Here is a 13360-nt window from a genome sequence, read left to right on the forward strand (position 1 = left end):
TTATATTTTTGTAGGCGAAGTCCCGTAGCGCCGGGTGAAATCATGCCCTATCAGCTTTACGAATCATTACAGACAACCTGGGCTCGCCTGACTATGTTGCAGGTACCGGGCAGGATGCATCGGGCATCGCAGCTCTCATAACAATAAAAGAGACGGACCCATGCAGAACTCGACCCAAGCGGCGAATGCCTGGCGCATTCTGTTCCTGCTGTTTCTGGCCAACCTGTTCAACTTCTTCGATCGCACCATTCCGGCGATCATCATCGAGCCGATCCGCATGGAATGGCACCTGAGCGACTTCCAGCTCGGCATCATCGGCACGGCCTTTACCATCGTCTACGCCATTGCCGGCCTGCCGCTCGGGCGCCTGGCCGATACCGGCTCGCGTAGCAAACTGATGGGGTGGGGCCTGTTTGCATGGAGCGGGCTGACGGCGGTCAATGGTCTGGTCGGCAGTTTCTGGACGTTTTTGCTGGTGCGCATGGGCATCGGTATTGGTGAAGCCAGCTATGCGCCGGCCGCCAACTCGCTGATTGGCGACCTGTTCCCGGCGCATCGTCGCGCCCGGGCGATGGGGATTTTCATGCTGGGCCTGCCGCTGGGCCTGTTGCTGGCGTTTTTTACCATTGGTTGGATGGTCAAGGCTTTCGACAGCTGGCGCGCCCCGTTTTTTATCGCCGCCGTGCCGGGGATGATCCTCGCGGTGTTCATGTTCTATATCAAGGAACCCAAGCGCGGCGCTGCCGAAACCGTACAAGTCTCCCAGGAACGCGTCGACCGCCCGATCCGCCGCGTGCTGGCCGTACCGACTTTTCTGTGGCTGGTGCTGGCCGGGCTGTGCTTTAACTTTGCCACCTACGCGTGCAACTCGTTTCTGGTGCCGATGCTGCAACGGTACTTCCTCATGCCGTTACAGGATGCGGCCGTTGCCACCGGGGTGATTGTCGGTTTGACCGGCTTGGTGGGCCTGACCCTGGGCGGCTGGATCGCCGACAAGATTCACCAACGGGTTGCCAATGGGCGGCTGCTGTTTGCCGCGTGCAGCCTGATCATCTCCACCGTCACGACCGCCTGGGCCTTGCATGCCGGGCGCATCGAGATTGGTGTGTTTGTGGCGCTGTTCAGTGTGGGTTGGTTGTTTGCCTATAACTTCTACACCTGCGTATACACGGCGATCCAGGACGTGGTCGAGCCGCGCCTGCGAGCCACGGCGATGGCGTTGTTCTTTGCCGGGTTGTACTTGCTGGGCGGGGGCATGGGGCCGATTGTGGTGGGCGGATTGTCCGATCACTTTGCTCATTCGGCGATGTATGCCGATGGGGCTGCGCAGATGACCGAGGCTTATAAAGCCGTGGGTCTGCATGACGCCATGTACCTGATTCCGGTGGCGCTGTTCTTGACGATGCTGTTCTTGTTCCAGGCCTCGCGCAGTTTTGTGCGCGATGCCAAGCGCATGAAGGCCGGATTGGTGGCTGACGAGGTGCCGGCGGCTGCGGTGACGGCTTGAGATGGAGGTGATGCCATCGGGGGCAAGCCCCCTCCCACATTGATCGGTGATAGACAGGACCGCTCGGTCAACTGTGGGAGGGGGCTTGCCCCCGATGAGGCCCCCAAAGCCAATAAAAAAGGCCCGCATTGCGCGGGCCTTCTTGTTCAGCGGGGCAGGGCGGTAATCAACCTGCCACCAGCACCCGAATCGCCTCCAGTCGCAGCGCCGCCTTGTCGAGCATGGCCAGGCCTTGCTCGCGTTGGTTGCGCAGGGCGACCAGCTCGCTGTCACGTACGGTCGGGTTGACCGCTTGCAACGCAGTCAGGCGCGCCAGCTCTTCGTCGGTGTCCGCTGCCAGGCGACGCTTGGCCTCGGCCACGCGCTCGGCATGTTGCGGGGTGATCTTCTCTTCACCCGCGTTGATCCTTGGCGTCAACTGGTCGCGCTGGGCCTGGATGAACTTGTTGGCGCTGGCCCGCGGCACGCTTTCCAGCTGGTCGTTGAGGGTCACGAATGACACACGCCCCGACAGGTCATTACCGTTCGCATCCAGCAGGCAGCGCAGTGCCGCCGGCGGCAGGTAGCGACCCAGTTGCAGCGCACGCGGTGCAACCACTTCGCTGACGTAGAGCAGTTCCAGCAACACGGTGCCCGGCTTGAGCGCCTTGTTCTTGATCAGCGCCACGGCGGTGTTGCCCATGGAACCGGACAGCACCAGGTCCATGCCGCCCTGCACCATCGGGTGTTCCCAGGTGATGAACTGCATGTCTTCGCGTGACAGTGCCTGGTTACGGTCGTAGGTGATGGTCACACCTTCGTCGTCGCCCAGGGGGAAGCTGGCGTCGAGCATTTTTTCGCTGGGTTTGAGGATCAGCGCGTTTTCCGAATGGTCTTCGCTGTCGATGCCAAAGGCGTCAAACAGGGTTTCCATGTAGATCGGCAGGGTGAACTGGTCGTCTTGCTCAAGAATGTCTTCAACCAGGGCATCACCTTCGCCGGCGCCGCCGGAGTTGAGTTCCAGCAGGCGGTCGCGACCGGTGTGCAGCTCTTGCTCCAGGCGCTCGCGTTCGGCACGGGCCTCGTCGATCAGGGCTTGCCACTCGCCGTCGTCGGCGTTTTCCAGCAGCGGCAGCAGGCGTGGGCCAAACTGATGCTGCAAGGCGTTGCCGGTCGGGCAGGTGTTGAGGAATGCGTTCAGCGCTTCGTGGTACCACTGGAAGAGACGCTCTTGCGGGCTGGTTTCCAGGTACGGCACGTGCAGTTCGATCACATGTTTCTGGCCGATCCGGTCCAGACGGCCGATGCGTTGTTCCAGCAGGTCGGGGTGGGACGGCAGGTCGAACAGCACCAGGTGGTGGGAGAACTGGAAGTTGCGGCCTTCGGAGCCGATTTCCGAGCAGATCAGCACCTGGGCGCCGAACTCTTCATCGGCAAAGTAGGCGGCGGCGCGATCACGTTCGAGGATGTTCATGCCCTCGTGGAACACCGTGGCCGGGATGCCGGAGCGCACCCGTAGGGCGTCTTCCAGGTCCATGGCGGTTTCAGCGTGGGCGCAGATCACCAGGACTTTGGTGCGCTTGAGCATTTTCAGCTGGTCGATCAGCCACTCGACGCGCGGGTCGAAGCGCCACCAGCGGTTTTCTTCGTCAATGTCCGGCTGCGACTGGAAGCTGACTTCCGGGTACAGCTCGGCGTGTTCGCCCAGCGGCAACTCCAGGTATTCATCCGGGTTCGGCATCGGGTAGGCGTGCAGCTTGCGCTCCGGGAAACCCTGCACGGCGGCACGGGTGTTACGGAACAGCACGCGGCCGGTGCCGTGGCGGTCGAGCAGCTCACGCACCAGACGCGCACTGGCTTCGGCGTCGCCATCGTTGACGGCGGTGAGCAGCGCTTCGCCTTCGTTACCGAGGAAACCCTGGATGGTCTTGTGGGCGGTCGGCGACAGGCGGCCCTTATCGAGCAGTTCCTGCACGGCTTCGGCCACCGGACGATAGTTTTCGCTCTCGGCGCGGAAGGCCTGCAGATCGTGGAAGCGGTTCGGGTCCAACAGGCGCAGGCGCGCGAAGTGGCTGTCCTGGCCCAGTTGCTCCGGGGTGGCGGTGAGCAGCAGCACGCCTGGTATCACTTCGGCGAGTTGCTCGACGAGAGAGTATTGCGGGCTGGCTTTTTCTTCATGCCAGACCAGGTGGTGGGCTTCGTCGACTACGAGCAAGTCCCAGCCAGCGGCGAACAGCGCGTCCTGGGCCTTCTCGTCGTCCACCAGCCATTCCAGGGCCACGAGGGCCAACTGGGTGTCTTCGAACGGGTTGGCGGCATCGCTTTCGATGAAGCGTTCTTCGTCGAACAGCGCGACCTGCAGGTTGAAGCGGCGGCGCATTTCCACCAGCCACTGGTGTTGCAGGTTTTCCGGGACCAGGATCAACACGCGGTTGGCGCGGCCCGAGAGCAACTGGCGATGGATCACCAGGCCGGCTTCGATGGTCTTGCCCAGGCCGACTTCGTCAGCCAGCAATACCCGCGGTGCGATACGGTCAGCGACTTCACGGGCGATGTGCAGTTGGTGAGCAATAGGTTGCGCGCGTACGCCACCCAGGCCCCACAGCGTGGACTGCAACTGGCGGCTGGTGTGTTCCAGGGTGTGATAGCGCAGCGAGAACCAGGCCAGCGGGTCGATCTGGCCGGCGAACAGACGGTCGCTGGCCAGGCGGAACTGGATAAAGTTGGAGAGTTGGGTTTCCGGCAGGGTGACCTGCTCGTTCTGCCCATTGAGGCCGTGGTAGACCAGCAGACCGTCGACGTCGTCGACTTCCTGTACGGTCATTTTCCAGCCTTCGAAATGGGTGATGGAGTCACCCGGCGAGAACCTCACACGGGTGAGGGGCGCATTCCGTAGCGCATACTGGCGAGTGTCGCCAGTGGCCGGATAGAGCACGGTCAACAAGCGGCCGTCCTGTGCCAGAACGGTGCCTAACCCCAGCTCTGCTTCGCTGTCACTAATCCAGCGTTGCCCCGGTTGATACTGCTGCGCCATGCTGCCTGACTCCCGCCGTGAAAAAGCCGACTATCTTAACGGAACAAGGCCCGCAGCCAAAGGACTCTGACAAAAACTACTCCGTTTGAGTGCAGGGCGGAGTGCTGAATCGACGGGTGGCGGGCACTTGCGAGTGTCGACTGGGTCACAGGTTGGCGAGTCCGCGCTCAAGTCGCTGTGGCCCCCGCCGACAGCCTGCTGACAGGAGAACAACTATCATGCTGCCACCTATGCTGCCCGTCAGCGTTATACCGGTTACGTCGCAACTCGACCCGGTCCGTCAGAAACCAGATATTCCGCCCGTGGTCCCTGTTCAACCGGGCTCCAGTGAAAGCACCATCGACTTGAAAAAAGGCGATGCCGAGCAGTCGACCTTTCTGCTGCGCGAAGAGCAACGCCGCCAGCAGGAACAGCAGAAACGCCGGCGCGAAGCCGATGAGGATCCGGACCAGCACCTGGCGATCCCGGGCGACCTGCTCAATGCCGACAACACCGTACCGGTTGTGCCGCTGATCGAAGACGCGCCGCGCCAGGGCCTTTGGGTGGACGTCGAGGTTTAAACCCGCAGTTGCCTCAAGGCCGCTAGCAGCGACTCGATGTCGTGGTCGTTGTTGAGGGGGCTGACGGAGATTCGTGCAACGCTTGCCAGGCCCCGCGCCTGCATATCCAGCGGGGTGTAGGCCACGCCGTTGGCGCCAATATTGATGTGCCTGAGTCCCAATTGTCGTTTCAGCTCGAAGGCGTCGCAGCCAGCGAGGTTGAAGGCGATCAGCCCTGATTGAAACGTGCCCAGGTCATGCAGGGAAACCCCCGGAATCTCACACAATGCTGCGCGAATTTGCGCGCTGGTTTGTGCGACGTGTTTCCATACTCGCTCAATCCCCCAGTCATTCATCTCGTGCAGCGCATTCCCCAGTCCCGCCAACAGGGCGAAGGACACTTCGCTGGTTTCAAAGCGCCGTGCGTCGTCGCGCAGGTCGAAACCGGCGGCGGTCCAGGGGGCTGAAAACACATCGCGTTGGGCCGGGTTCAACTGTTGGAGAAAGTCCGGCCGCACATACAACAGCGCCGTGCCACGCGGCCCGCGCAGGTGTTTGCGGCCGGCCGACTTGAGCACATCACACTGCAACGCCTGCACATCCACCGGCACCTGGCCGACCGCTTGGCCGGCGTCGATAAAGTAGGGAATGCCATGACGCCGGGCCACTGCGCCGATGGCCTGGGCGGGGTTGATCAGGCCGCCGTTGGCCGGCAGCCAGGTGAGGTCGATCAGCTTTACGCTGGCATCGATCATCGCCTCCAGCGCCACCGGGCACACCGCGCCGGTGGCGTCGCAGGGGATGACTTCCACCCGCGCACCTGCTTGCACGGCCAATTGCATGCTCGCCAGGTTGCCGCCCCATTCGTGGCGCCCCACCAGAATGCGATCACCCGGTTGCCACGGGCCCAGGGCTTGGAATGCCATGCTCCAGGCAGTCGAACCGCTGCCGGCAAAGGCTATCGACGCGGCGGGCGCGTTGAGCAGTTGCGCGGCGGCGTGGCGCGCTTTTTCCACGAGCATGGCGCCATGTTCACCGGCTTCCATCGGACCGTCCCGGGCTTCGCGCTGGAGTTGGTCAATGATGGCGTCAAGTGTCGCCTGGCTTGGCAGCGAGGCGCCTGCAGGGTTGAAGTGCACCAGGCCCGACTGGCAGCCAGGCGTGGCCTCCCTTAATCGTTGAACATCGAGTGGGCTCACGGCTGCAGCTCGAAAATCGCGTCGACCTCTACCGCCACACCGGCTGGCAGACTGGCAACCCCCACTGCGGTGCGCACATGCCGGCCTTGTTCGCCGAGGGCATTCACCAGCAGGTTCGACGCACCGTTGGCCACCGCGCCCTGGCGCTGGAAATCGGCGCTGCTGGCGATAAACACCCCCAGGCGCACAGTGCGCACCAGGCGCGACAGGTCATCGCCCAAGGCATCGCTCAATTGCGCGAGCAAGCTCAGTGCCGCCAGTTCTGCCGCCTGGACACCTTCTTCTTCACTGAGGGATTCGCCCAGTCGGCCGAGGTAAGCAGGCCTTGCGTCGAGCAGGGGGATTTGCCCGGAGATAAACAGCTGGTTCTGACTGATGACATGGTTGATGTAGTTGGCAATCGGCTGGCTGGGAGCTGGCAGCGTCAGGCCAAGGGCGTGCACGCGTTGGCGCAGGGAGTTGCTCATGCTGAGTCCTCTGGTTTCAAGAGGGTTGAGCATGTTGTTCCGGGGGGGGGCTGCGACAAACGGATAGATCTCACTCGACGTATCGAAATAACTCACGCGTCGGCGCAGATCTCCCTTAGCCACTGGCTGAAGCATTCGACCGCTTGGTGGGCAGGGCCTTGAGGGGTGATCAGCCAATAGCCGATATCGCTGTGGTAGGGCGGCCAGTCGAAGGCTTGCACCAGGCTGCCGTCCTGGAGTCGGCGTTGGATGAGGTGGTGACGACCCATCGCGATGCCCTGGCCGGCAGCGGCGGCTTCGACCACGATGTTGTAGTCGTGCAGCATGACGCGCGGGTGATGTTCAAGGCTGACTTGATAGTGCTGGGACCAATCCGTCCATTCGAACGGCCGGTGTGAGGTTGCCATCAGCAAGGAGCCGTTGCCCAGTGAGTTGGCCTTGAACGTCGGGCTGCAGACCGGTGAAATGACTTCAGCCATCAGGCGCGTGGCCTGCACGTGCGGCCAATCGCCCTTGCCGTAGCGGATGGCCAGGTCGACCTCGGCGGCGGCGACATTGGCCAGTTGAATTGACGGCAACAGCTCCACCTGGATGTGTGGGTAGCGGTTGAGAAACCCCGCCAGGCGCGGCGCCAGCCACAGCGTGGCGAAAGACGCCAGCAGGCCGACGCGCAATACCGTGGCGCTGGGCACGTGCCGTTGGGCGCGGGTCGCGGTGGCGATGGCATCGAGGGCCGGGCGGATTTCATCGTAGTAACGCTGCCCGTCTGCGGTCAGATCGATGGCGCGGGTGCGTCGGATAAACAACGGTTTGCCCAGGTGCTGTTCGAGTTTCTGGACCTGATGGCTGAGGGCGCTTTGGGTCACTGAAAGCTCCTGGGCCGCCTTGATAAAGCTCAAGTGTCGGGCCACGGCTTCAAAAGCACGAAGGGCCAGCAGCGGGGGAAGATCCTTGTGCAGTGACACCTGAGTGCGCCTCCTGAGTTGGGCGGAAAGTACCGATTTTGGGCGACGGTCTGCCTTTTGTCGCGTGCTGATTTGCCGTCGGGCACAGGAGCCCGCATTATTGAGCCCTACTTGCCACGACGTAAGACAAACCATGAGTGATGACGACAAGCTGATCGACCTGAATGCCGAACGCGCCAAGCGCGTGCATGACCTCAATGACAAACGCCTGAATGAAGTGCGCCAGGCATTTGAACACGCAATGCCTTTAGGCAAAGCCAAGAAAAAATCAAAGAACAAACCGAAAAAGCGTTAATACGGCCTGCGTCTGTTGATGCAGGTCAGTTATTGCCCTTCTTTACGCCCCGTTGCGGGCGACATTGATCCCCGTCAATTTTCCAATTCGCCTTCTCCAGTAACTTAGCCCTATCGCAACAGGGCAAGTGCAGGAGGCCGGTCATGTTTATCGATAATGTGGTATTCGCCGGGGTGCTGACTGTCAGCCTCATGGTGCTGTTTTTTGTAGGGTTTGGGATTTTTATCTGGAAGGACGCTAATAAGCGTAAAGAACCGTAAGTCTTTCTGGATTACATGAGCACGCAAGGCATTTTGGGCGACTTCGGTCGCCTTTTTTTTGCCTGGTATTTAATGATGTCGGTTAATACTGATCCATAAAAAAAGGTGCGGTCCTCACAGAGGCCGCACCTTTTTTTCAGCGCCTGGCTATCAGTTGCCCAGCGCCTTGGACGCCAGCCAGAACAACCCGGCCGACAGGCCAACGGTCGCAGGCAACGTCAACACCCAAGCCATCAGGATGGTCTTGACCGTGCCACCTTGCAGGCCGCTCTTGTTCGCGACCATGGTGCCGGCCACGCCCGAAGACAGCACATGCGTCGTGGACACCGGCAGGGCAAAGATATTGGCAAAGCCAATCATGGTAGCGGTGGTGATCTGCGCTGACATGCCCTGGGCATAGGTCATGCCCTGCTTGCCGATCTTCTCACCGATGGTCAGTACCACACGCTTCCAACCCACCATGGTGCCCAGGCCCAAGGCCAGTGCGACGGCGAGGATTACCCAGAACGGCGCGTACTCGGTAGTCGCGGTCAGGTCTTTGCGAAGCTTGTCGAGGTCGGACTTCTCACGCGCATCCAGGCCCGGCAGCTTGCCGACTTTCTTCGCGGTGTCGTCCAGGCAGAGCAGGTAGCGACGCACTTCGATACGCTGGTCCGAGGTCAGCGAATGGTAGTCCGAGACCCCGCTCAACGTACTGACGAGCGCTTTGATAGTGGGCTCGGTCTGCTGCGGGTTGCACTGGAACTTGCCCGGCAGATCGTCCTTCACGCTTTTGCCCAGAGCCAGGAATTCGCCGAGAGTGGCGTTATTGCGCTGGTAGAACTGGCTCAAATGCACGGTGGCGTCGCGGGTACGCTCGATCTGGTAGGTGGTGCTGCCCAAGTCGAGTACGAACTGCGCCGGCACGATACCGATCAGCACCAGCATGATCAGGCCGATGCCTTTCTGACCATCGTTGGAGCCGTGCACGAAACTCACGGCCATGGCGGAGATCACCAGGACCAGGCGGTTCCAGAACGGCGGGTGCTTCTTGTCGTCGAGCTTGCGGCGCTGGTCCGGGGTCTTGTGCATCTTCGACAGCGGGCGCCACCATTTCAGACCGATCAGCACCAGGGCTGCGACCAGGAAGCCGGCCATCGGCGAGAACACCAGGGAGGCGCCGATATCGATAGCCTTCTGCCAGTTCACACCGTCAGCCAGGGGAATATCGTTGATCAGGGCGTTGGCCAGGCCGACACCGAGGATCGAGCCGATCAGGGTGTGGGAGCTGGAAGCAGGAATACCGAAGTACCAGGTGCCCAGGTTCCAGGTGATCGCCGCGGCCAACAACGAGAAGACCATCGCCAAACCATGGCCGGTGTTCACATTGATCAGCAACTCCACCGGCAGCAAATGCACGATGGCGTAGGCGACACCGACACCACCGAGCAATACGCCGAGGAAGTTGAACACCCCGGAGAAGAACACGGCCAGATGCGGCGGCATGGCTTTGGTATAGATGACTGTGGCCACCGCGTTAGCGGTGTCATGAAAGCCATTGATGAACTCGAAGGCGAGGACAAAGGCCAGGGCGAGCAACAGGCTCACGAGAACCCAAGCATCCAGTCCGCTGAATAAATCGATCATGAAGGTTTTCTGACCCGGTCGTAAGGGGGCGCGATTATGCCAGAAAACCTCAGTAATCGATGCACTAGCTGCTCATCGGTAACAAACTTCATTGAAACGCCAGGGGCGAAACCGGGCGATCCCAGGGTTTTCGGGGCTTTGGCAAGTCTTTGATTTATAAAGTACAGGGCTGAAAAGACCGGGTTTTGTCACCGAATCGTCATGCCTGAAACATTTGTATGAAATTTTACTGGCGATCGTGGGATTCAGGGCCCAGGCTGCTGGCTAAGCGCTAGCAGCCTGGGTCGCGCCCCTGGCTCAATCCGAAGCACTTATGGCTCTTCGGCCTTGAGTTCCTGTTCAATCTTTTGGATTTCCTGGGTAAACGCCTGGTCGAGCAGGCTGGCTCGCTTGCGCCAGGGTTTGCGCTCAGGTTCAGGCTGGGCGGCGTAGGTGGTGACTTCCCCGCCGTAAACGTCCTTGTAACGTTGCTCCTGGCGCTCAAGTTCCGCGCGCAGTTCATCTTTCGTCACATTGTTACCTAATCGAGTTGAGTGTAATTACCCGGCAGCGTAGTGCCTGAATGTCGCCTTCGGATTGTTCAAAGTTGAACCAGTGATGCGCTCAAGTTTGAACCGCTGATACTAAAGACCGTTGGTGATAACTGTCATTCAAGGCAGGTAGTTGCGACCTTCCATGCACGGCATGTGCCTGGGCTGGCGAGCTCTGGTCCCGATAGTGAAACCGGGCTGACCTCCGCACAGCGTGCATTATAGCGGCGCATTTGAATAACACTATCGGCATAAAGTTAAAAAGCGTCAACTTTGTGTGAGCGTTTTGTTACACGCAGACGTCAGCAATTGCTGAAATTCTGGCGCCATAAAGTCAACAAGGAACTAAAGATTCAACCTTCTCACCGCAACTTTACTCTGCCAGGCGGGTGAGGGCGCGGGCGCGGCTCAAATTGCGATAATCGCATGATCGTCCGATAATCGCCCAATGTTGCCGGCCCTGCCTTGTGCAGGGCGGCCGGTGCGGCTTGTAATACCCGCCCAATCCCTGCGGTTGACAATAAGAGAAAGGAACCTGAGATGAACGATCAATTGCGCAACTCCTTCGCGTCAGTGGCGCCGCCGATCGTTGCCTCGCCGGCCAAGCGGATCCAGGCGTTTACCGGTGACCCCGACTTCATGACCTCCCTGGCCCGTGGCCTGGCCGTCGTGCAGGCATTCCAGGAGCGCAAGCGCCACCTGACGATTGCCCAGATCAGTCACCGCACCGAAATCCCCCGCGCCGCTGTGCGCCGTTGCCTGCATACCCTGATCAAACTGGGCTACGCCACCACCGACGGGCGCACCTACTCACTGTTGCCCAAAGTCCTGACCCTGGGCCATGCCTACCTCTCATCCACGCCACTGGCGGTGTCGGCCCAGCCGTACCTGGACCGTATGAGTGAACAACTGCACGAAGCCTGCAACATGGCCACCCTGGAAGGCGATGACATCCTCTATATCGCCCGCTCGGCAACGACCCAGCGCCTGATTTCGGTGGACCTCTCGGTGGGCGGCCGTTTGCCGGCCTATTGCACTTCCATGGGGCGCATCCTGCTCGCGGCATTGGACGACGCTTCGCTGCAGGACTACCTCGATCACGCCGACCTGCAAACCAAGACCAGTCGCACCCTCACCACACCTGAAGCCTTGTTCGAATGCCTGCAACAAGTGCGTCAGCAGGGCTGGTGCATCGTCGACCAGGAACTGGAACAAGGCCTGCGCTCCATCGCGGTGCCGGTGTATGACGCCTCGGGCCAGGTATTGGCGGCACTCAATGTCAGCACCCATGCAGGGCGGGTCAGCCGCAGCGAACTGGAACAGCGCTTCCTGCCGAGCATGCTCAGCGCCAGCCGTGAGCTGAGTGCGCAACTGTTTGCCTAAGCTGTTCGGTGACCGCACAGATCCCGGCTTGATCAATTGACGGTGTTTCACCCGGCTTATTATTGTGCGGCAGCGCTCTCAGGGGCGCCCCAATAATAATGACGACCCCAGGTCGTTGGCCCGCCCTCGGTGTGGAATAAAAATAATGAATCAGCCTTCTGTCGGTACCACGCTGGACGTGCAGTCCTTCATCAACACCCAGCCACTGTCACGCTATCAGTGGCGCGTGGTCATCCTGTGTTTCCTGATAGTTTTCCTCGACGGCCTCGACACTGCAGCCATGGGCTTTATTGCGCCTGCGCTGTCCCAGGACTGGGGCATCGACCGCGCCAGCCTCGGCCCGGTGATGAGTGCTGCGTTGATCGGCATGGTATTCGGCGCGCTGGGTTCCGGCCCGCTGGCCGACCGTTTTGGCCGTAAAGTGGTGCTGGTCGGTGCCGTACTGGTGTTTGGTGCGTTCAGCCTCGCCTCGGCCTACAGCAGCAATGTCGACCAGTTGCTGGTGCTGCGTTTCCTCACCGGGCTGGGCTTGGGCGCGGGTATGCCCAATGCCACCACGCTGCTGTCCGAATACACCCCCGAACGTCATAAATCGTTGCTGGTGACCAGCATGTTCTGCGGTTTCAACCTGGGCATGGCCGGTGGCGGGTTTATCTCGGCCAAGCTGATCCCGGCGTTTGGCTGGCATGCGTTGTTGATGATCGGCGGCATCCTGCCGTTGATCCTGGTGGTGGTCCTGCTGCTCTGGCTGCCGGAGTCGGCGCGTTATCTGGTGGTGCGCAACCGTGGCACTGACAAGGTGCGCAAAACCTTGTCACCCATCGAGCCCACTATCGTTGCCCAGGCCACGGCCTTCAGCGTACCCGAACAGAAAACCGTCAAGGCCCGCAATGTGTTCGCGGTGATCTTCTCCGGCACCTACAGCGCCGGCACCTTGCTGCTGTGGCTCACCTACTTCATGGGCCTGGTGATTGTGTACCTGCTGACCAGTTGGCTGCCGACGCTGATGCGTGACAGCGGCGCGAGCATGGAGCAAGCCGCGTTTATCGGTGCGTTGTTCCAGTTCGGTGGGGTACTGAGCGCCGTTGGCGTGGGTTGGGCGATGGACCGGTTCAATCCCCACAAAGTCATCGGCATTTTCTACCTGCTGGCTGGGGTGTTTGCCTACGCGGTCGGACAGAGCCTGGGCAATATCACGGTGCTGGCGACCTTGGTGCTGATTGCCGGGATGTGCGTCAACGGTGCGCAATCGGCGATGCCGTCCCTGGCGGCGCGTTTCTACCCGACCCAAGGCCGCGCCACCGGCGTGTCGTGGATGCTCGGCATCGGCCGCTTCGGCGCGATCCTCGGCGCCTGGATGGGCGCCACCTTGCTGGGCCTGGGCTGGAACTTCGAGCAGGTGCTCACCGCCCTGGTGATCCCGGCCGCAGTAGCCACCGCGGCAGTGGTCATCAAGGGCATGGTCAGCCACGCGGATGCGACTTGAGGTTGATTGATAGCTTGCCAACAATCGGTTCGATAATCGAACGCTTAGTCGATTATCGGATTGTTTGGCCCATTTCCCCAGCTTAATCTT

12 protein-coding genes are annotated in these 13360 nt (G+C 60.8%); 6 read left to right on the forward strand and 6 right to left on the reverse strand.

The annotated features are described in order from the left end of the window. Positions 1 to 160 precede the first annotated feature (160 nt). Positions 161 to 1507, forward strand: coding sequence for a spinster family MFS transporter (locus AB3G88_RS06710; RefSeq protein WP_150761140.1), 1347 nt, complete (start codon positions 161 to 163; stop codon positions 1505 to 1507). Between the two features lie 166 nt (positions 1508 to 1673). Here AB3G88_RS06710 and rapA read toward each other — a convergent pair whose 3' ends face one another. Next, entirely contained in the window at positions 1674 to 4520 is a 2847-nt protein-coding gene (gene rapA, locus AB3G88_RS06715) for an RNA polymerase-associated protein RapA (RefSeq protein ID WP_112193920.1), read from the reverse strand. Between the two features lie 218 nt (positions 4521 to 4738). On the opposite strand from rapA, the gene AB3G88_RS06720 reads away from it, so the two are divergent. After that, positions 4739 to 5080 carry an aspartate-semialdehyde dehydrogenase gene (locus AB3G88_RS06720; RefSeq protein WP_099583300.1) on the forward strand — a complete coding sequence of 114 codons (342 nt, stop codon included), beginning with the start codon at positions 4739 to 4741 and terminating at the stop codon, positions 5078 to 5080. On the opposite strand, the gene AB3G88_RS06725 is transcribed toward AB3G88_RS06720, so the two are convergent. The 3 genes from AB3G88_RS06725 to AB3G88_RS06735 all read right to left on the reverse strand — a co-directional run bounded on the left by AB3G88_RS06725 (position 5077) and on the right by AB3G88_RS06735 (position 7690). Next, the gene (locus AB3G88_RS06725; RefSeq protein ID WP_480453509.1) at positions 5077 to 6258 is read right to left on the reverse strand and encodes an aminotransferase class V-fold PLP-dependent enzyme; all 1182 of its coding nucleotides are present in this window, start codon (positions 6256 to 6258) and stop codon (positions 5077 to 5079) included. The two genes, AB3G88_RS06720 and AB3G88_RS06725, sit on opposite strands and share 4 nt — an antisense overlap. Continuing rightward, positions 6255 to 6725, reverse strand: coding sequence for a RidA family protein (locus AB3G88_RS06730; protein WP_158878925.1), 471 nt, complete (start codon positions 6723 to 6725; stop codon positions 6255 to 6257). The genes AB3G88_RS06725 and AB3G88_RS06730 overlap by 4 nt, the downstream gene beginning before the upstream one ends. 92 nt (positions 6726 to 6817) lie before the next feature. Further along, positions 6818 to 7690 carry a LysR substrate-binding domain-containing protein gene (locus tag AB3G88_RS06735; RefSeq protein WP_480453510.1) on the reverse strand — a complete coding sequence of 291 codons (873 nt, stop codon included), beginning with the start codon at positions 7688 to 7690 and terminating at the stop codon, positions 6818 to 6820. Positions 7691 to 7823: 133 nt separating this feature from the next. Here AB3G88_RS06735 and AB3G88_RS06740 point away from each other — a divergent pair, with 133 nt between their 5' ends. Both AB3G88_RS06740 and ccoM read left to right on the forward strand, forming a co-directional pair. Then, positions 7824 to 7985: a hypothetical protein gene (locus AB3G88_RS06740; protein ID WP_092487749.1), complete on the forward strand. Its 162-nt coding sequence runs from the start codon at positions 7824 to 7826 to the stop codon at positions 7983 to 7985. A gap of 143 nt (positions 7986 to 8128) precedes the next feature. After that, complete coding sequence (gene ccoM, locus AB3G88_RS06745; protein ID WP_276145525.1) at positions 8129 to 8245, forward strand: cytochrome c oxidase subunit CcoM; 117 nt, start codon at positions 8129 to 8131, stop codon at positions 8243 to 8245. 150 nt (positions 8246 to 8395) lie between these two features. Here the strand turns inward: ccoM and AB3G88_RS06750 are convergent, their stop codons facing one another. Further along, complete coding sequence (locus AB3G88_RS06750) at positions 8396 to 9871, reverse strand: inorganic phosphate transporter (protein ID WP_099583296.1); 1476 nt, start codon at positions 9869 to 9871, stop codon at positions 8396 to 8398. 311 nt (positions 9872 to 10182) lie between these two features. After that, the gene (locus AB3G88_RS06755; protein WP_099583295.1) at positions 10183 to 10383 is read right to left on the reverse strand and encodes a hypothetical protein; all 201 of its coding nucleotides are present in this window, start codon (positions 10381 to 10383) and stop codon (positions 10183 to 10185) included. Positions 10384 to 10941: 558 nt separating this feature from the next. On the opposite strand from AB3G88_RS06755, the gene pcaR reads away from it, so the two are divergent. Continuing rightward, complete coding sequence (gene pcaR / locus AB3G88_RS06760) at positions 10942 to 11784, forward strand: pca regulon transcriptional regulator PcaR (RefSeq protein ID WP_025855315.1); 843 nt, start codon at positions 10942 to 10944, stop codon at positions 11782 to 11784. A 145-nt stretch (positions 11785 to 11929) separates the two neighbouring features. After that, positions 11930 to 13270 (forward strand): 4-hydroxybenzoate transporter PcaK, encoded by a 1341-nt coding sequence (gene pcaK, locus AB3G88_RS06765; protein WP_112193937.1) that lies wholly within the window; start codon positions 11930 to 11932, stop codon positions 13268 to 13270. Positions 13271 to 13360 lie beyond the last annotated feature (90 nt).

The sequence above is a fragment of the Pseudomonas arvensis genome, assembly GCF_056688935.1.